The sequence below is a fragment of the Acinetobacter sp. NIPH 2100 genome (assembly GCF_000369805.1).
Taxonomy (GTDB): domain Bacteria; phylum Pseudomonadota; class Gammaproteobacteria; order Pseudomonadales; family Moraxellaceae; genus Acinetobacter.
This window is the reverse complement of the sequence record NZ_KB850224.1, coordinates 3,105,176-3,124,898: the sequence shown is the minus strand read 5'-3', so window position 1 is coordinate 3,124,898 and position 19,723 is coordinate 3,105,176. Positions and strand designations below refer to the sequence as shown.

The 19,723-nt window shown below is 39.7% G+C and carries 17 protein-coding genes and 1 tRNA gene; 11 read left to right on the top strand and 7 right to left on the bottom strand.

The features are described 5' to 3' along the window. The first annotated feature begins 1 nt into the window (after position 1). Genes kdpC through F887_RS03675 form a run of 3 tightly spaced genes read left to right on the top strand, consistent with a single transcriptional unit; the run spans position 2 to position 3,984 of the window. Positions 2 to 613 (top strand): potassium-transporting ATPase subunit KdpC, encoded by a 612-nt coding sequence (gene kdpC, locus F887_RS03665; RefSeq protein ID WP_005296490.1) that lies wholly within the window; start codon positions 2 to 4, stop codon positions 611 to 613. A gap of 12 nt (positions 614 to 625) precedes the next feature. After that, a complete protein-coding gene (locus tag F887_RS03670) occupies positions 626 to 3,274 on the top strand; it encodes a sensor histidine kinase (protein ID WP_005296487.1) in 2,649 nt (882 codons plus the stop codon). Positions 3,275 to 3,285: 11 nt separating this feature from the next. Beyond that, positions 3,286 to 3,984 carry a response regulator gene (locus F887_RS03675; RefSeq protein WP_005296484.1) on the top strand — a complete coding sequence of 233 codons (699 nt, stop codon included), beginning with the start codon at positions 3,286 to 3,288 and terminating at the stop codon, positions 3,982 to 3,984. Between the two features lie 29 nt (positions 3,985 to 4,013). Here the strand turns inward: F887_RS03675 and F887_RS03680 are convergent, their stop codons facing one another. Next, complete coding sequence (locus tag F887_RS03680) at positions 4,014 to 5,639, bottom strand: long-chain fatty acid--CoA ligase (RefSeq protein WP_005296483.1); 1,626 nt, start codon at positions 5,637 to 5,639, stop codon at positions 4,014 to 4,016. Between the two features lie 593 nt (positions 5,640 to 6,232). Between F887_RS03680 and F887_RS03685 the strand changes: the two genes are divergently transcribed. The 3 genes from F887_RS03685 to F887_RS03695 are packed head-to-tail and all read left to right on the top strand — an operon-like array spanning position 6,233 to position 7,964. Next, entirely contained in the window at positions 6,233 to 6,904 is a 672-nt protein-coding gene (locus tag F887_RS03685; RefSeq protein ID WP_005296480.1) for a CsgG/HfaB family protein, read from the top strand. 17 nt (positions 6,905 to 6,921) lie between these two features. Beyond that, positions 6,922 to 7,290, top strand: coding sequence for a DUF4810 domain-containing protein (locus tag F887_RS03690; RefSeq protein WP_005296477.1), 369 nt, complete (start codon positions 6,922 to 6,924; stop codon positions 7,288 to 7,290). Next, complete coding sequence (locus tag F887_RS03695) at positions 7,287 to 7,964, top strand: DUF799 domain-containing protein (protein WP_005296475.1); 678 nt, start codon at positions 7,287 to 7,289, stop codon at positions 7,962 to 7,964. Before F887_RS03690 ends, F887_RS03695 begins: the two co-directional genes overlap by 4 nt. 62 nt (positions 7,965 to 8,026) lie before the next feature. On the opposite strand, the gene F887_RS03700 is transcribed toward F887_RS03695, so the two are convergent. Continuing rightward, complete coding sequence (locus tag F887_RS03700) at positions 8,027 to 9,487, bottom strand: coniferyl aldehyde dehydrogenase (protein WP_005296472.1); 1,461 nt, start codon at positions 9,485 to 9,487, stop codon at positions 8,027 to 8,029. 131 nt (positions 9,488 to 9,618) lie between these two features. On the opposite strand from F887_RS03700, the gene F887_RS03705 reads away from it, so the two are divergent. From F887_RS03705 to F887_RS03725, 5 genes are all read left to right on the top strand, one after another. Beyond that, the gene (locus F887_RS03705) at positions 9,619 to 10,689 is read left to right on the top strand and encodes an AraC family transcriptional regulator (RefSeq protein WP_005296469.1); all 1,071 of its coding nucleotides are present in this window, start codon (positions 9,619 to 9,621) and stop codon (positions 10,687 to 10,689) included. A gap of 479 nt (positions 10,690 to 11,168) precedes the next feature. Beyond that, positions 11,169 to 12,506: a CitMHS family transporter gene (locus F887_RS03710; RefSeq protein WP_005296467.1), complete on the top strand. Its 1,338-nt coding sequence runs from the start codon at positions 11,169 to 11,171 to the stop codon at positions 12,504 to 12,506. 143 nt (positions 12,507 to 12,649) lie between these two features. Next, positions 12,650 to 13,765 carry a porin gene (locus tag F887_RS03715; RefSeq protein ID WP_005296464.1) on the top strand — a complete coding sequence of 372 codons (1,116 nt, stop codon included), beginning with the start codon at positions 12,650 to 12,652 and terminating at the stop codon, positions 13,763 to 13,765. A gap of 213 nt (positions 13,766 to 13,978) precedes the next feature. Beyond that, positions 13,979 to 14,539, top strand: a complete 561-nt coding sequence (locus tag F887_RS03720; RefSeq protein WP_005296462.1) for an undecaprenyl-diphosphatase — start codon at positions 13,979 to 13,981, stop codon at positions 14,537 to 14,539. A 173-nt stretch (positions 14,540 to 14,712) separates the two neighbouring features. Further along, positions 14,713 to 16,125 (top strand): glutamine synthetase family protein, encoded by a 1,413-nt coding sequence (locus F887_RS03725; protein WP_005296460.1) that lies wholly within the window; start codon positions 14,713 to 14,715, stop codon positions 16,123 to 16,125. 39 nt (positions 16,126 to 16,164) lie between these two features. Here F887_RS03725 and F887_RS03730 read toward each other — a convergent pair. From F887_RS03730 to F887_RS03750, 5 genes are all read right to left on the bottom strand, one after another. After that, positions 16,165 to 16,237, bottom strand: a tRNA-Arg gene (locus F887_RS03730). Positions 16,238 to 16,324: 87 nt separating this feature from the next. Next, positions 16,325 to 16,540: a hypothetical protein gene (locus F887_RS03735; protein ID WP_005296458.1), complete on the bottom strand. Its 216-nt coding sequence runs from the start codon at positions 16,538 to 16,540 to the stop codon at positions 16,325 to 16,327. A gap of 9 nt (positions 16,541 to 16,549) precedes the next feature. Beyond that, the gene (locus F887_RS03740; protein WP_005296456.1) at positions 16,550 to 17,260 is read right to left on the bottom strand and encodes a hypothetical protein; all 711 of its coding nucleotides are present in this window, start codon (positions 17,258 to 17,260) and stop codon (positions 16,550 to 16,552) included. A gap of 260 nt (positions 17,261 to 17,520) precedes the next feature. After that, a complete protein-coding gene (locus tag F887_RS03745; protein ID WP_005296454.1) occupies positions 17,521 to 17,799 on the bottom strand; it encodes a PAAR domain-containing protein in 279 nt (92 codons plus the stop codon). Between the two features lie 245 nt (positions 17,800 to 18,044). Continuing rightward, positions 18,045 to 19,403: an amino acid permease gene (locus F887_RS03750; RefSeq protein WP_005296452.1), complete on the bottom strand. Its 1,359-nt coding sequence runs from the start codon at positions 19,401 to 19,403 to the stop codon at positions 18,045 to 18,047. Between the last annotated feature and the right edge of the window lie 320 nt (positions 19,404 to 19,723).

Below are 19,723 nucleotides of genomic sequence, written 5' to 3'. Positions count from 1 at the left end.
AATGAATACATTAGAAAATCTGCCGTTATCAACCGAAGTTCAGTCTGCGCTACGCCCGAGTATAGGTTTGATCTTGGTTGGCTTTTTGATTGCAGGCGTGTTGTATAGTGCGGTAAGCGTTTCTATCGCTCAATTGCTCTTTCCAAAGCAGGCGAATGGTAGTTTGATTGAGCTGAATGGAAAGATTGTGGGCTCAAGTTTGGTAGGGCAAAATTTTGTCAGTGAGCAATATTTTCATGCTCGCCCCAGTGCGGTAAGTTACAGTGTAGATGGGATGGCAGGGAGCAATTTAGCGGTCTCCAATCCTGATTTGCAAAAACAAATTAAAGAAAGAACACGACACTTTGCGCATTACAATCAGATTGCTGAGCCGCAGGTGCCATTGGACATGATCACTGCATCAGGCAGTGGGATTGACCCAGATATTTCACCTAAAAGTGCCTTGTTACAGGTGAAACGAGTAGCACAGCAGCGTCATTTATCAGAATCACAGGTCAAAAATTTAGTACAGCAACAGATTCAGCCTGCACAGTTTGGTTTATATGGGCAAGCGAGGGTTAATGTTCTACAACTGAATTTGGTCCTAGATCAATTGTCATCGACCACACGTTGATAGAGCGTAATTATGCAGATCGACCGTAATAACAAAGCTGATGCATGGCTGGCACATAGTCAACGTGAACAGTCTGGACGTCTGACCATTTTCTTGGGGGCTGCGCCTGGCGTAGGGAAAACCTATGCGATGCTGACTCGAGCACATGAGTTGATGCAGCAAGGGCAGCAGGTTGTGGTTGGATTAGTCGAAACCCATGGTCGATCTGATACCGAACGTTTGATTCAGGGGCTTAATGTTATTCCTAGAAAGATTATGGAATATCAAGGGCGAGACTTGGAAGAGATGGATCTCGACCAAATTCTTAAGTTAAAACCTGAAATTGTGTTGGTCGATGAGCTGGCACATCGCAATGTACCGAATAGTCGGCATGAATATCGCTGGCAGGATGTGAATGAATTATTAGATGCGGGTATCGATGTCTATAGCACCTTGAATATTCAGCATCTGGAAAGTCTCAATGATGTGGTGTATCAGATCACAGGGATTCGGGTTAGCGAAACCGTACCTGATGCCTTGTTAAAACGTTTGAAAGATATTCGTCTGGTCGATCTACCTGTGCCTGAATTATTAGAACGTATGAATCACGGCAAGATTTATTTGGCTGATGTTGCACCGCATGCACTGCAAGGTTTTTTTAAACCTGCACATTTAACCGCTTTACGTGATTTAGCGATTCAAACCGTTGCAGGACAAGTTGAAATTGATTATCGGGAAAAGTTTGTCGCACAAGGACAGATTATCCCGATTCAGAATCATGTCATGTTGGCGATTGATGGATCAGAGTTTTCGGAGGACTTGGTACGGCGGGCGCATCGTATTGCCGAAAGACGCAATGCAGCTTGGAGTGTGATTTCGATTCAAAAAAGTCAGAATTCCAATACACTAGTTTTTGCAGTGACCAAAGCCTTTAATCTAGCACGTAAACTGGGTGCAGATACCTATTTGCTCTATAGCAATCATATTGCGTCGACCATTTTACAGGCGGCCTATGATTATGGTGCATCGAATATTCTGCTCGGCAAAAGTCCTCAGAAATCATTATGGCAGCGTTTATTCTCAGACCATATTGCCGATCAACTGTTAGAAAAGCAGCATCCTTTTGAAATTACTTTTGTCCAACCCTTAAAAGCCAAAAATCATGAGACGAAGCCGCAGGTCGATAGCAATGCTTCACCGTGGTCGAAGCAAGCACTGACATTTCATCCACGTGAAATGATAGAAAGTATTTTGATTATCTTGCTGGGGCTGATTGCTGCAACGGTGAGTGATCATTTTATTGGTTATAGTGAGTTGGCTCTAATTTTTGTGGTCACGGTACTTGTGGTCGCAATGCGAGCAAGGATGTTTATCACGATTCTAAGTGTCCTGATTTGTTTCTTGCTCTACAACTATTTCTTTATCGAACCTCGTTTTACCTTTCGAATTAGTGCTGAGCGTGGCGTGATGACGATTGTTATCTTTATCGTTTCAGCCCTGCTGGTGGGACGTTTAGCTAATCAGTTACGTGCTCAGGTTTTGAGTTTACGCGCGGCGAATTCTCTCTCTTTACAACTACAAGAATTGGAACGGAAATTATCCAGCTGTGTTGATATTGAACAAGTTTTAAGTGTCGCCAAACAACATTTAGAAAGTTCTTTAAATGCTGTGGTTTGGCTTCGGATTGGAACACAGGAGTTGGGTGATCATTCTGTATTTAATGAAAAAGATCAGATTGCAGCAAATTGGACTCAGAAAAACGCCAAGCCTTGTGGCCGTTTTACCAATACCTTAACCCAGTCTGAATGGTGGTTTAATCCGCTCAATCTCGTCGGTGGATTTGGGGTGATTGCAATACGCTTTCAGCAAAATGCAGAAAATATCAGTTTTGAACAACAACGTCTGGCTGAGTTGATGATCGATGATATTGCCCAAACGGCTTCTCGGGTGCAGCTGTCTTTACAGTTAGAAAATTCACGAGTGGTGGCTGAAACTGAAAAGTTACGTTCTGCGCTATTGTCTTCGGTTTCGCATGACCTACGCTCACCGTTGGCCGCGATGATTGGTTCTGCGGATAGTCTGAAATACTACGGCGAGCAAATGTCAGAACAAGATCGACATGAATTGTTAGATACCATTCATGTCGAAGGTGAACGCTTGGATCGTTATATTCAAAACTTATTGGATATGACCCGACTCGGTCATCAAGGTTTAAGTTTAAGCCGAGACTGGATTGGGGTGGAAGAACTGATAGGATCTGCCACCCAACGATTGAAACGATATCAACCCAAGGTCAATATTGATGTGGCTTTGAGTGAGGATTTACCTCAACTCTACGTGCATCCAGCATTAATTGAACAGGCTATTTTCAATGTATTGGAAAATGCTGCCAAGTTTTCACCTGATGATGTACCCATCAAAGTAACAATCAAACAAGAGGATAATTTCTTACAGATTGATATCGTCGATCAAGGTGTCGGGATTCCCGAAGATGAACGTGAGCAAATCTTTGATATGTTCTATACCATGCAACGTGGAGATCGTGGTAAAACAGGAACAGGCTTAGGTCTCGCCATTGTAAAAGCCATTATTGGGGCGCATATGGGCAGTATTGAAGCCTTGGCAGGCACACAGGGTCAGGGCACCTTGATTAGAATACGATTACCACTTCATCAGGATTAAAATCATCATTTATGCCGCAAACATTCAATCAGCATGCTTCTATTCTCATTATTGATGATGAGCCACAAATTCGGAAATTTTTGGATATCGCTTTGCGTGCGCAAGGCTATCAAGTGTATGTCGCTGAAAATGGTATGAAAGGGTTGGAGGCGTTGGCGACACGTGGCGCTGATCTGTTGATTCTAGATCTGGGTTTACCCGATATGGAAGGACAAGAGGTTTTAACAGAATTGCGGCAGTGGTCAGATATTCCTGTCATCGTGCTATCAGCACGTCCAGACGAAAATCAAAAAATTAAACTGCTGGATGCAGGCGCCAATGATTATGTCACCAAGCCCTTTAGCATTCAGGAGTTATGTGCTCGTATTCGTGTGATGTTTCGAAATAAACCACAGCACTCAGAGCAAAATACGGTGTTTAATGATGGGCAGCTTTGGGTTGATGTCGCAGAACATGTCGCCAAACTGGCAGATGAAGAAATCCCGTTAACCAAAAAAGAATTTCAGCTATTGGCGTTGTTGATCCGTCATCAAGGCAAGATCGTGACACAAAAACAGATCATGACCGAATTATGGGGAATTACCCATGAAGAAGATACCCACTATCTGAGAATATTGGTGAAAAAACTCAGAACTAAAATAGGCGATTCTGCAGTGACACCAAAGTATATTTTTACCATTGCTGGGGTTGGATTACGCTTTGGTGAATAGTGAGTTTCTTCTGTCACGGTATTCCGTCACTAGGATTTTAGTAAAAAATCTCCATATTTTTCACGCAGTTCTGCTTTAACAATTTTTCCAGTTCCATTGATAGGCAGAGCCTCAACAAAAATCACAGCATCTGGAACCTGCCAAGATGCGATTTTATCTGCAAAATATGCAAGCACATCTTGTTCGGTTAAAGAAGCGTGCTCTTGTTTCACAGCAATTAAAATTGGACGTTCATCCCATTTTGGATGGCGTGCAGCAATGGCTGCTGCCATACGAATTTCAGGATGGCCCACAGCAATATTTTCTAATTCAACTGATGAAATCCACTCACCACCAGATTTGATTAAATCTTTGGCGCGATCACGAATGGTCATGTATCCATCTGAATCAATGGTTGCAATATCACCTGTATCAAACCAACCATCTGAAGTAAGAGAACTTTTCGCTTGATTAAAATAGTGATCAACGACCCATGGACCACGGACTTGTAGGTTTCCTTGGGTGTGCCCATCGTTTGCTAGCGGTGTGATGCTATTTTCATCAACAATGCGTAGCTCTATACCAAAAGGTGGACGGCCTTGGCTTTGTCGCAATTTCTCAAGTTCTTCTGGATTTAACGCATCATGTTTTGCTTTGGGTTGATTGGCTGTGCCCAGTGGGCTTATTTCTGACATTCCCCATGCATGAATTGTGTCGCAATGATACGTGTTTTTAAATTCACGGATGATCGATGGCGGGCAGGTCGCACCTCCAACAACATTGCGCTGCATACTTTCCAAGCTGCTGCCTATTTTTTTAGCAGCAACCAATAGACCTTGCCAAATGGTTGGCACACCCAAAGCCACGCTCACTTTATAATTGTCAATCAAGTGAACGAGGCTCTCACCATCTAAATTTGGTCCAGGCAAAACCAAAGAGCTACCTACCATCGCAGCTGCATAGGGGATGCCCCATGCATTGACATGGAACATGGGAACCACAGGCATGACAATATCTCGAGCAGAAATATTTAAAGAATCAGGCAGTGCAATTGCCATACTATGCAGTAAGGTCGAACGATGGCTATATAAGACACCCTTAGGATTTCCTGTCGTGCCAGAGGTATAACATAAGGAACTTGGTGTTTCTTCTTTGAATTGTGGCCAATCAAATTCAATCGATTGATCTTGAATTAACGCATCATAGAAAATAACGTTTGGAAGTGCAGCAGCGACGCTTTCATCATACGCACTTAAACAGATAAATTTCTCAACAGAAGGCACCTTATCTTTAAGGGCGCTGATTAATGGTAAAAATGTAATATCGAAGAAAATAATTTTATCTTGGGCATCATTAATAATGAAGGTTAATTGCTCTAAAAATAATCGGGGGTTAATGGTATGGCAAACATAACCACATCCAGAAATGGCATACCATGATTCTAAATGGCGGTGGTTATTCCATGCAATTGTTGCAATACGATCGCCCTCGGTTAAGTTAAATGCCTTGAAAGCATTTGCTAAGCGTTTGCTATTTTGCTGGACGCGTTTCCAATCCGTTTTGTAGAGTTGACCATCGACTTCACGTGAAAAAATAGCAGTATCTGCATGGTATTTTGCTGCATGCTCAATTAAGTTACTGATCAATAAATCCTGATGTATCATTTTTCCAAACATTTTTTATCCTTTTTCGCGGGTTGGTGTATTCAATTATGGGGTGAGCATGAAGTTGATTGTGTGACTTTTTATCGTTACTGACTGAAATAAAATGATATTTAAAAGGTAAGCTCAGGACAAATGAGCGATCTAAAAACCTACCATATCGGTATAGAGAAAATTTTAGGTATGGCAAAATGAAAGTAGCATTGAGAAAAATAGTGGTCAATATGAACGCAAATTTTATTCATATTTATCATACAAACGCTGAATAACGCGATGCATTTCAGCTCACTGATTTACAGCAATTTTATACAAGTTATATGAGCAAATTAGATACATAAGATTTTAGAAAATAATAGAAAATTTAAAATATATTTTTGAAACGCTAATTGTCATTTTATGTGATTGAGACAAGAAATAGGTTCATCTGCTCGTTCATCACAGCGTATTGAGCGATCATCAGATACTTGTAATGTGTAATATATTTGAAGGTATAAAATTAATTTTTATTATAATTAATAATGGTTTAGCCTTTTAATGGTTATAGGCTATATTCAGCTTTTTAGTATATACTGCTGAGACTTTTTTATGTCTTGCTTATTAGAGTCAAAATGAAAAAATTATTAGCGATTACTGTATTCAGTTCTTTAGGTTTAATGGCCTGTTCAACCACAGAAACTTCAAAATCAATCCAAAGCCCACAAGTGACGGTAGCAGTACAACAAATTAAATATAACGGCGTGAAAGTACCTGTTTCAATTGGCAAGTTTGATAATCGCTCAAGTTATATGAGAGGAATATTTTCAGATAATGTCGATCGTCTTGGCGGACAGGCAAAAACTATTTTAGAAACACATCTACAGCAAACAGGTTATTTCTCGGTTTTAAATCGCGATAATTTGTCTGAACTCAAACAAGAAGTCGGTTATAGTAATTCGGCCCAAACCATTAAAGGCGCACGCTATGTCATTACAGGCGATGTATCTGAGTTCGGCCGAAAAGAAGTGGGTGACCAACAGTTATTCGGTATTTTAGGCCGTGGTAAACAGCAAATTGCCTATGCAAAAGTGAACTTAAATATTGTAGATGTGAAAACCTCAGAGATTGTTCATTCAGTGCAAGGTGCAGGTGAATACGCATTGAGCGCGCGTGAAGTGCTCGGTTTTGGCTCTACAGCATCTTATGATTCTACTTTAAACGGTAAAGTCTTAGACTTGGCGGTACGTGAAGCAGTCAACAATTTGGTTACCGATATTCAGAATAATCGCTGGACTGCACAATAAGACTGGGCCGTTGTAACATGAAAAAAATTCTTTTGGCCAGTCTGATGGCGATCGGATTGGTTGGCTGTGCTGCTGGGCCTCAACCTTTGTATAGTTGGGGTTCTTATACACAGCAAACCTATCTGATGTATAACGCGCCAGAAAAAGCAACGCCCAATGCACAAATGATCAAGTTGGAAGCAGAAATAGAGAAAGCGAAAGCAAAAAATCTGGCGGTTCCACCTGGACTATATGCACATCTAGGGTTGTTGTCTTTACAGCAAAATAATGCACAGAAGGCAGTTGAATATTTTCAATTGGAGCGGCAGGTCTACCCTGAATCTACGGTATTGATGGATCGTTTGTTGCAGAAAATGAATGCCAATGCAGGGGACCCAAAGCCATGATGAAGGCATTTTTAGTTTCGAGCCTTCTGCTCGCGAGCGTGCTTGTGTCGGGATGTGCATCATCTCCTGCGGTGAATAAGGATATGACTGTTTATAAACAGCATATGCCGAAATCCATTTTGGTATTACCCCCTGTAAATGATTCTCCTGATGTTAAGGCAACCTATAGCTATTGGCCGACAGTGATTACGCCAGTTGCTGAAGCAGGATACTATGTCTTTCCAATCTCTGTGGTCGATTCGATGTTCAAAGAGAATGGTGTGACCAATGGTCATGATGCTCAAAGCATTTCGCCGCAGAAATTACAGGAAATCTTTGGGGCTGATGCGGCCTTATATATTCGAATCAAAGAATATGGATCAAAATATCAGGTCATTCAAAGTGTTGCTACCGTAAGCGTGGAAGCCAAACTGGTTGATCTAAAGACCAATGAAACTATTTGGACTGGCGAGAAGAAAGCGGTTCAATCGAGTAATAATGGCAACAACGATTTACTTACTGCACTGGTTGGAGCATTGGTTGAACAAATTGCGGGCAGTGTCAATGATCGTGCTTATCCTTTGGCGACGATTGTTAATACCCAATTATTTACACCAACACAGCACAATCCTGGATTAGGGTTGCTGTATGGACCTCGTTCACCCAAATATCAACAAGATGGCATGATGAAGTAAACCATTTACTTGCATGTAAAAAATAAAAAAGCCTCATCTAGAGGCTTTTTTATTTTCAGTGATTATTTAATATTTGGGTCGCCCTGTTTCAGGAAGAAACGTATAGCCAGTTTTTGTACCCAAGTGCCATAAGGAGGATAGAACAGTTGGGTTGGGAAGAAGCGATGACGGGCAAAGACGGTTTTTGCATGGGAAAGTTCACGGAAACCTTCTTCGCCATGATAAGTTCCCATGCCTGAGTTACCAATCCCACCGAATGGCGCATCATGGTTTACCACATGCCAGCCCCAATCATTGACGGTGACTCCACCTGAGTGAGTCCGTTTTAAAATATAATCAAGTTCGTTGGCATCATGGCTAAAGCAATATAAAGCCAATGGTCTTTCACCTGCTTGAATATACTGAAGCGCATCATCTAATGCCTCATAAGCAACGACAGGTAAAACAGGACCAAACAGTTCTTCTTTTAAAATACGCATCTCTGGTGTGCAATTCAGTACGATATGTACAGGCATACGACGCGCATCTTGGTCGCGGTCATATTCACCACAGGCAATGACTTGTGCGCCTTTGGCTTTGGCATCATCCAGAATTTCGAGCAAACGTTTCAGGTGGCGATCATTCACAATCGAGGTGTAATTGTCGTTATTGCGAATACTTTTGCCATACATGCTGGTGAAATTCGCTTGGCATTCTGCGACAAATTGATCGACTTTTTCTTTTGGTACCAGTGCATAGTCGGGTGCAACACAGATTTGACCACAGTTCGTTGCTTTACCATGTAAAACACGTTTTGCAGCATCGGCTAGAGGATAATTACGGCTGACCAATGCAGGAGATTTACCACCCAGCTCCAAGGTGACTGGAGTTAAATTATCTGCTGCGGCACGCATGACCACACGACCAATTGCTGGCGAGCCTGTAAATACAATATGGTTGAATGGCAGTGAAGTGAATTGTGCTGGATCAAGGATCTCTTCACCAAAAACAGCAACCTCATCTTCATTAAAGATTTCAGCCAACATCCGTTTAACCACTGCATTAGTGGCTGGAGTCACTTCAGGTAACTTGATCATCACGCGATTGCCTGCTGCAATTGCCGCAACCAATGGACCAAGTGCTAAATAAACAGGAAAGTTCCATGGGACAATGACACCAACGACACCTTTGGGTTGGTATTGCACGCGCAAACGATTCGATAAAAACAGCAATTCGGTGCTACGTTTGCTTGGTCGCATCCAACGTCTCAAATGACGAATGGCATGTTCTGCTTCAAGCACAGAACCAAGCAAATCAAGTAGTTTGGATTCATCTAGAGAGCGTGAACTAAAATCCGCATTGATTGCAGCCGCAATTACATCTTGATAACGGATAATTTGTTTTTTAATTTTCAGTAACTTGGTACGTCGATCATCGAGATCAGGGTAGGGCTGAGCATCAAAAGCAGCACGCTGTTGATTAAAAACCGAATACATATGTTCGGTTGCAGAATCACTGAATTGTTGTGAAGTTGAAAGTGTCATTGTTGCTCCTTTCATGCTTATTAGTAGAATAGACTTTATGATTGATGAGATTTGTAGTCGATGTTAAATTGAGACAACAAAAGGTAATTTAGTGCCATTATGCATCATCACTCAAGGGATGAGGTGAAAAAATGCGTAAACAGGATGTGAACTCGAAGATGATTGAAGCACGATACGATCAGAATCAATTAGGTCAAGGTACAGCAATCTTAGGTCTTAGCAGTCTTCTTGAAGCAATGCAACAACAAGGTTATAGCTTAGCTGAAATATTAAAAGGTACAGGTATCGCTCATGATGCACTGAGCAGTGCAGCTTCCCAGATTTCACCCTATCAAAAATTACAACTTTTTCAGACGATTCAGCATTTATCAAAAGACCCTTTGATTGGTATGCGAGCAGGACAAAAACAGAAACTTTCGGACTTTGGTGTCTATGGTTATGCGCTTTATTCTTCTCGTAATTTTCAACAGGCGGTGGAGTTTGGGATTCGCCATATTAAGCTCGCTGCACCTGTATTAAAGAAATCATTTTCTATTCAAAAGCACGCTGCGGTTTTTGAAGGGAGTGAAATTATTGCACTGGGTAAATTACTGCCTTTGGTTTGTGAGTTCTGGTTTAGTTCAATGCAAACTTTGATTGAGTGTGTATTAGAAGCGCCTTTTCAGGCTCAAAAATTATTGTTACCTTATCCTGCACCGGACTATGCCGATGAATACCAAAAGGTATTTCGTTGTCCAGTTGAATTTGATGCAGAGGTGATGCAGTGGCATTTTGATCTTGACTGGCTAGACAAGCCTTGCCCAAATGCCAATCCGATTACGGCTGATATGTGCCAGTCATTCTGTGAACGAATGCTAGGTACAGATGAGCATGAAGAACCAGAATTGGTTCGTAATATTCGGCTGCTGTTGTTAGATGCGGTAGGTAGCTTTCCAACAGCGCAACAGATGGCGGATCAATTGCATTTATCTAAAAGAACACTCTATCGTCGCTTAGCGGATATTGAGGTCAGTTATCAGGATATTCTAGATAGTACCAGAAGGCGACTTGCTGATGAGTATTTAGAGGCTACAACATTAAGTATTGATGAAATTGCAGCAAGATTGGGCTTTTCTGACACCTCGAATTTTAGGAAAGCATATCGAAATTGGGTAGGGATTTCACCAAATGAATATCGAGAGCATCAAACTCACCATATTTAGTTTTAATCAGTGCTATTATTCTCAAAATATGAGTTTTTTATTTTATTTTTAATATGAAATAAAAAGCATTATTGTTATAATTTTTCCGTAATTTTGAATAATACTGTTTTCGCTTGGATTTTAACCAGATTGGCTGTCTGATAAATAAATACGATTTGTTTTGATTATCATTTCCTCAAAATTGTTAAATTTTAATCAAAAAATGCACCATAATATTACATTCTTTTCTTGAATATAGTTCATTGAAAAAGTTGATTTTGATTGAATGGTATATATATTAAAAACAAAATTAATTACAAATCATAATCTTATATTGAAAGTATATTTGCATACTTTTAAGGTATTTTTCATGTGAATGGGTGCTTTAGGCATATAACTAAATTAAATGAATTGACTAAAGTTAAATCGCATAGAATCTGTGCTGGATTAGGGTAGGTCTACCCATTAAAAAAAACTTATTATGCTAAGGATTGCTTTCAATGCTGACTTTTTTAGGTATCAGCATGATCATGTGCTTTATGTATTTGATCATGTCAAAACGTCTCAGTGCATTAGTTGCATTAATTTTAATCCCATTCATATTCGCTATTATCGCTTGGGGCTTAGGTTTTTATTTTGAGAGCTTAAGTCATATTCAATTGGCCGAACTTGGCAATACCATGTTAGAGGGTATTAAAAAGTTAGCACCAACAGGCGTAATGCTTCTTTTCGCTATTTTATATTTTGCATTAATGATTGATTCGGGGTTATTTGACCCTTCGGTAAGATGGATTTTAAAGAAAGTAAAGGGCGATCCATTAAAAATCACTTTAGGTACTGTTTTTCTAACATTATTGGTTTCTTTAGATGGTGATGGTTCAACCACGTATATGATTTGTGTGGCGGCAATGATGCCATTGTACAAACGTGTTGGCATGAATCCATTGATCATGACCTGCTTGATGCTGCTTTGTAGTGGAGTCATGAATTTGACACCATGGGGTGGGCCAACAGCACGTGCTGCAAGTGCGCTTCAGGTCGATGCCAGTGAAGTCTTCATTCCAATGATTCCATCAATGATTGTTGCTGCTGCCTGGTTATTCTTCTTAGCCTACTTGTATGGTATGTATGAACGCAAACGTTTAGGCGTGATTGAACTGGTCGATATCAGCCATGCGGATGACATCTCTATTTCAAAAGATCCAGAAGCACAACGTCCGCATTTACGCTGGTTTAACGGTATCTTGACCTTAGTTTTAATGGCTTCTTTGGTAAAAGGATTTTTACCAATGTCGATTCTGTTCATGCTGGGTTTCTGTATTGCTTTAGTCGTGAACTATCCATGCGTCAACATGCAGAAAAAACGTATTGCCATGCATGCAGATAGCGTACTCGCAGTCGTCGGTGTGATCTTTGCTGCAGGTGTTTTTACCGGAATTCTATCTGGTACAGGCATGGTTGAAGCGATGTCTAAAGGTTTCGTGGCTGTGATTCCACCAAGTATGGGACCTTATTTGGCACCAATTACAGGTGTCTTAAGTATGCCTTTAACCTTCTTTATGTCGAATGATGCCTTTTATTTTGGTGTTTTACCGATTCTTGCCGAAGCTGCATCACATTATGGAATTTCAGCGGTTGAAATTGCACGTGCTTCAATTATTGGGCAACCGATTCACCTGTTATCACCACTCGTTCCTTCAACCTATTTATTATGTGGTTTGGCGGCTGTAGAAATGGGTGATCATCAGAAATTCACGTTGAAATGGGCCTTTATTACCTGCTGCGTGTTGATGGGCAGTGCGTTAATATTTGGTGTATTCCCATTTTATAATATGTAAATCAAATTGTTATAATGCTTTTATATTCATGAGAATATAAAAGCAGACCTGTTTACACATTCCCACTTAATTCTAAATTTTGCTTGAAACAGAGCGAAATGGGGCTTTTTTACACTTTTTTTAGATGGTTAGGAACATAAAAAATGAAGATGAAACTTGCGCTTGCGACAATCATAAGTATTGCAACCAGTTCTGCATTTGCAGCGCCAAAATTGTATGGAGAAATTGACGCAAGTTTGGATTATTTACCTGAAGTGAATGCCAACTCATCAGATCGTGATGTATGGAAAATAAATAGTAATAGTTCATTTCTTGGGATTAAAGGCGAAGAAAAATTAACTGAGCATTTGAGCGCGATTTATTTAGCGGAATGGGCTTTTTATGCCGATGGTGATAAAACAGACTGGTCACAACGAAACCGTTATGTTGGATTAAAAGATGATCGCTTCGGTGCAATTAAAGTGGGCAAGCACAATACACCTTTGAAAGATTTATCGAGCCCAGTCGATAGCTTTAATAACTATATTAGTAATAAAGCTGATATCACGGGCATCATGACAGGTGAGAACCGTGTCAATAACGTCGTGGTCTATGATTCTCCTGAACTTGCTTTTAATGGTGGTAATTTTGAAGCAAGCGTCTTAGTTGCAACGGGTGAAAATAAAAGTAAGGGAATTGAAGATGACAACCGTGGTGGCGTCAATGTCGCTGGTGGCGGTCTAGGGGATGCATGGTCTGCGTCACTGAGTTATAGCCATCCATTATTCTTAGTCGGTTTGGGCTACGATAAAGCGATTCCAAGTGATTTCTTGGGACATGGTTTATTGAACTCTAGCGACACTGAAACGCAAGTGGATGAAGTGTTTGCTGCTGCGAATACAGTGCGTGTGATTGGTCGTTTGACGCCAATTGAAGGACTGGCATTAAAAACCTTATATCAGACCTCGAAAGTTGCTGATAAAAAAGGAAATGATGACGCTGCGATCAATATTGATGATTCGCAAGGCTGGCTCATCGGTGCTGAATACAAGTTACCGAATCAATCAAAATGGACGGTGAAAGCACAATATAGCCAAAATTCAACCAGCTTTAAAAGCAATGCAGTTGACTTTGATGCCAAGCAACTTTTATTAGGCGCAGACTACTCATTTACTAAACAAGCGAAAGTGTATGGTTATGCAGGCTATTCAACTTTTGAACAAGCAAGTGCCAAAGATAAGCAACCTGTTGCGGGCACTGGTTTAGAATTTAAGTTCTAAACTTCAGTCAATTAACGTCAATAAATAGGATAAATTTGTCCTATTTATTGATGATTTTAGTTGAGGGATTTTGTTATAAAATTCAGCAATACTTGACTTCAATCCTTTTGGAATATGTGAATAATAAAATATAAAAATTATTAATAATTTCTTCATTATTATCCTGTATATTGAGCGCATTGATCTTCATGGATAGTGTGGATAGAAACGGAAATGATTTTTAAAGAATTAAATATCTCTTTGTTTAATAGTATAAATTCTTTTGCAAAGGAACATGCAGTTTTAGACAAGGTCGCAATTTTTCTAGCCGATGATCTCAACACTGTGTTTATCAGTTTTCTTGTATTTTTGTTAGTGACACAATGGAAAATCTATAACCTGCTGTTCGCAAAAACATTGGTGATCGTCCTGTTTTCTTTACTGCTCAGCGACATCATTGAGTTTTTTTATCATCATCCACGCCCATTTCAGATTGATTTAGGTCATAAATTGATTGGTCATGGTTCAAGTTCATCATTCCCAAGCCAGCATACGCTAACCATTGTTATTATTGCATTTTCATATTTATTGGCGGGTTTCAAAAAGATTGGAATCATCGGTTTGATCTTGAGCGCGATTGTTGGGTTATCACGGGTTTTTGTCGGGGTACATTTTCCATTCGATGTGATCGGTTCGTTTGTAATTGGTTTCATGCTAGTTGTTTCAATCAATTATGCATTGAAAGAATTGGCTGTAAGATTAAGACGATTAAAGTCCATTCGGCTCCTCGACTAAGCATCAAGAATAAATTGATTTATTGTTTTAAAAAACGGAGTCTGACTCCGTTTTTTATTGCGCGTTTTTATGAAAAATTTATTCAATACCACAATGAGTTTACGCACTGTTTACGTTACTTATATTGAGGCTTGTTCTAAGCTGAATCTATCGAATAACTAGAGTTTTCAGCTATGAGTGCTGTACTTGTTGAGATCAATCATCCATCTGTACTTAAAAAGTATATGCATACCACCATGCATAAAAATGAGCGCAATGATCTTGAGTTAAAGAATTTATTTATAGAAGAAATTGAGGCCTATTTACAACAGTATCCAAATACTCAACATGTCGATGTGTACTTATGTGATTTGAATGGGCACTTGCGTGGCAAAAGAATTGATATTGGCTGCTTAAAAAATCTGGTAAAAGGTTGCTATTTCCCATTGTCGATTTACGCCATGAGCTTAGATGGCAAGGTGATTGAAGAGACAGGATTGGGAAAATATATCGGTGAGCCAGATCATTTGTGTGAACCTATTTTAGGGTCCTTACAACCTCATCCCACCGATCCTGAGCATAACGCACAGTTGCTTCTTAGTATGAAAGACGATTGTGGAAAAGATTGTTTGTATGAGCCTCGGAATGTGTTGAAAAAGATTTTGTATCAATTGCATGACAAAAATTATTATCCTTGCATCGCAGCAGAAATAGAGTTTTATTTACATCCTTTAAGCACTGCTAGAGACGCTGAAGAAACGATTACGCAATGCTTTGATATTAATACTTCTGACCATTATCAAAATATTCTGAATGAACTTGAATCGGTTGCAAAATTACAGAACATTCAGATTACAGGCATCGTTTCTGAGTCATCATCGGGGCAATATGAGATCAATCTGCAACATACTACGAATATTTTAAAGCTATGTGATCAGATCATGGTGTTGAAGAGAACCATTAAGCAGATTGCACATAAATATCACTTGCGAGCAAATTTCCTTGCCAAGCCAGAGATGCATAAGGCGGGCAGTGGGATGCACTTTCATATGAGTATTTTAGATCAACATCAGCAGAATGTTTTTAGCTCAACGTCAGACAAGCTCTCTGAGGCATTATTAAAAGCAATCAGTGGTTTGCTATTATTTATGCCTGATTCTATGGCAATTTTAGCGCCAAATTTAAACTCTTTCCGTCGCTTCAAGTTGGGGAATCATGTTCCTTTGGAAGCCAATTGGGGGTTGAATAATCGAAATGTGGCGATCCGAATTCCCTGCTCAGATCAAGAAAATCAGCGTTTGGAATATCGCGTAGCAGGAGCAGACTGTAATCCTTATTTGGCGGTAACTACAATTTTGATCGGTGCTTTGCATGGTTTGACCCACCAGTTGACGCTGCCAAAGCAAGCACACCAATTAAAACTTAAAAGTGAGCATGTGTTATTGCCAACTGAGCAAATGCAAGCACTGAGCTTATTGAAGGACAATACATGCTTAACTGAATATCTAGGTAAAGCCTTTGTTGAACTGTGGTGTACGGTGAAACAGGCAGAGTACCAAAGTGTCTATAGCCAAATTACCGCCATCGAAAAGAACTGGGATATTTAATCTTTCCCTTCTTTAAAATATAAAAGAGCTAAAAGGTTATGCGCTCAGCGGGACTCGAACCCACGTCGGTCGCTTAGGAGGCAACTGCTCTATCCAGTTAAGCTATAAGCGCATAATTTTATGATTATAAACAAAAAAGTGATTGCAGAAGCAATCACTTTTTCATCAAACCGATCAACTGTTAAAGAGAAAGATAAATTTATGGAAAGCCTCTAGGGATAAATAAGTTAGCTAAACCAAAACTGACTATCGCTAATAGTAAAAAAATTATAAACAAAGCTAATCTATTTTTTGAGAGTTTAGAAAATTTTGCTGGTGCAATAGGTGCATAAAGAGCCAGAATAAAAAAGATAGGAACGAGGCACCCGAAAAAATAAACAAGAGCATTTGTAAAAAAATTTGGATTATCAATCATAATTTTCTCTTACTTCGACAGCTTAACTTCGTCAATCAACCCTTTCTCAGTTGTATCCAGAATAATATGCCCATTCCTATATGCTACTCGTTGCTGCCACATATATGATTGTTCTGACGCAGTGGTCTTAGATCCATTAATTAAAGGGCTGGCATTCGTAGTATGTCCCATAACGGATGATTGTGTTTTACCTGCACTATACAGCTTTTTAGACCATTCAGAAGCAAGATTATTCGCAGCTTGCGGATTTGCGGCAGTCTGGCAACCGTGAATCTCTATTTTTGCATTTTGTGTAAAAGTCTTATATTGCAAAGAGGATAAGTCCGAAGATGAAAAAGTTTTATTGTGAAACGCATAACGCCATAAGCGATATTGGCTCGGGGACCAGCTATCAGATTGGCGTACAGATACCATGTAAAGCGAATCTTCGCCGCCGTGAGTGAATATATCTAATGAGCGTATGCTATTTTCAGGCTGGCGATTAATCAGATCAATAAAATCATCTTTAGTTTTAATCTCCCTCACAAATATATTGTATTTGTTTCCATCCTTATTTTTATAAGCCCTTTGTAGGTTGTTTGCAGTGTCTAAAAAGGTGTGATTATCACTTTTAGAATAAGCCCCACCCCAAGCGATAATCCTGTTTTTACGATTCACAGTTACTTGAGTGGTCGAGTTTTTAGAGCTATTCGTTGGTACTTTTTTGGGCTGGGTTGTCATGTTTGATTAGCCTCATTTATTTTAATTTCGGCATCATCACCTAGCCAGACTTTTAATTCACTTTTCTTTGAAGTTGCGATTCTTGGACAATTTCCAAAGCTATCGGTTTTGCCTTTGTATATTTCACCCTCTACCGTTTCGATGTAATAACTTATATCTGGTATAAGTGCACCTTGCTCATCGACAGCGATAATTTGTTCATCGTAAATAAGATGATTTGTCTGGGAAAAACTTGATTTGGTTGAGCTAGAAGATCCAGATCAATTGCTTGGTCCCGTAGCCCCAACAACGAGATTTTGTTTAGGAAGCAATTTACAGCCGCATGAAAGGCTATCATTCACTCTTGCTGCCGCTTTACCTATAACTTGCATATACGGATCACCTGAGATGATTGTTGAAACCGTCTTATGCTTTGGACATGTTGCTTTATCACCTACACAGGCAATGGGGATACCTTCAATTAAAAAGCTACAGTTTCCTGAGATAACTTGGCCACCGCCCGTTGTAGGGCATCCAATCACAATATAAGGTGTTGCCATAATTTATTTTACCCTCTTAATTCTTATAGAAGGATAATAGTAAGCCATATACAGAACATACTGTTTAGTTTTTTTAATAAGTTTCTAAAATTAAAATTTAATTATTCTAAAACTGGTTCAGGGCTTTTGGTTCTTTCAGAGCTTTGTGGCTAAAAAATAAAGTCGTTCTATTAACCGTAATTTAATGATTATAAACAAAAAAGTGATTGCAGAAGCAATCACTTTTTCATCAAACCGATCAACTGTTAATGTTCAGTTTTGCGATTTAAAATTTTATAGAAAATAAACATGCCTACGATCCAAATCGGAATCATCAGTACAGATTCTTTGAAGCCCTGTTGCCACATGATATAGAGCACAACAGCAATAAATGCTAATACCAAATAGTTGCTGAATGGAGACCATAATGCTGGATAAGAAGTTTTAATTTGAGCAGCTTTGATGTGACTTCTATATTTCAAGTGGGTCAAGCTGATCATGGCCCAGTTTAGAACCAGAGCACCAACAACGACATACATCAAATGACCTAAGGCATCTTCAGGCACAAAGTAGTTGAGTAATACGCAGCCAAAAATCAGGAATGCTGAGAGGAGTACTGCTGGAACAGGGACACCTTGTTTATTGGTTTTGGTAAATACTTTCGGCGCATTACCTTGTTGGGCTAGACCAAACACCATACGGCTGTTGGCATACATACCACTGTTATAAACCGATAATGCTGCCGTCAGAATAATAAAATTAAGTAAATGTGCTGCCCAAGCAATACCCATCTGACTGAAAATCATCACGAATGGACTTTTATCTAAGCCACCTAGGTCCAGTTGGTTCCAAGGCACCAGCGACAATAGAATGGTCAGTGAGCCCACGTAGAAAACCAGAATACGAATAACCACTTGGTTAATCGCTTTTGGAATAGTTGTTTTTGGATCTTTAGCTTCTGCTGCGGCCATACCAATCAGTTCAATGCCACCAAAAGCAAACATCAAGAAAGCCAACATATAGAACAGGCCATCAAAGCCATGCGGAAAAAAGCCGCCATGTGACCAGAGGTTGCTAAATGAAGCTGTTGAGTTTGCATCGGCAGTGAAGAGCAGGAATAAACCAAACAAGATCATGGCAACCACGGCAGTGACCTTGATGATCGCTAACCAGAATTCTGATTCACCATAAAATTTAACATTGGTCAGGTTGACTGCGGTAATCACGACAAAGAAAAATAATACAGACTGCCAAGCGGGGATTTGAGGCCACCAGTAATTAATATATTTACCTACCGCCGTTAACTCAGTCATTGCGACAAGGATGTAGAGCACCCAATAGTTCCAGCCTGTAATAAAGCCTGGAAATTTACCCCAATACTTATAAGCAAAATGACTAAATGAACCTGCAACAGGCTCTTCGACAATCATTTCACCTAAATGACGCATGATGAGAAAAACAATCAAGCCGCCAATTGCATACCCCAAAATAATAGATGGTCCAGCAGACTGAATAATTTGCGCAGAACCTAAAAATAAGCCCGTACCAATTGCTCCACCCATCGCGATGAGTTGGATATGGCGGTTTTTTAGTCCACGCTGAAGTTGAGAAGAATCGTTGTTCAAAGGACTGAGCTCGACGAGGAATTAACTGGATTATTCTAATAGATTGAAAGATTTTCGCCTAGTAAAAGTACAGTGATGCTATGACTGGAAAGTTGTTTTTAAAAGTTATTTAAAATCTTATATTTATATGAATATTAAAATGAAATATGCTGTAATTTTATACAGTTGGGAAATATCCCTGTTTTTCCCGACGGATGGATCACTATTTCTACCATGATCAAAGCCTTGAAATCTACTCACTAAAATGCACAGATTCTAGGCGTTACGACCAATCCCAAAACAATTGGTCGTATGGTATTTTTGATGGCAGTGCAGTACCT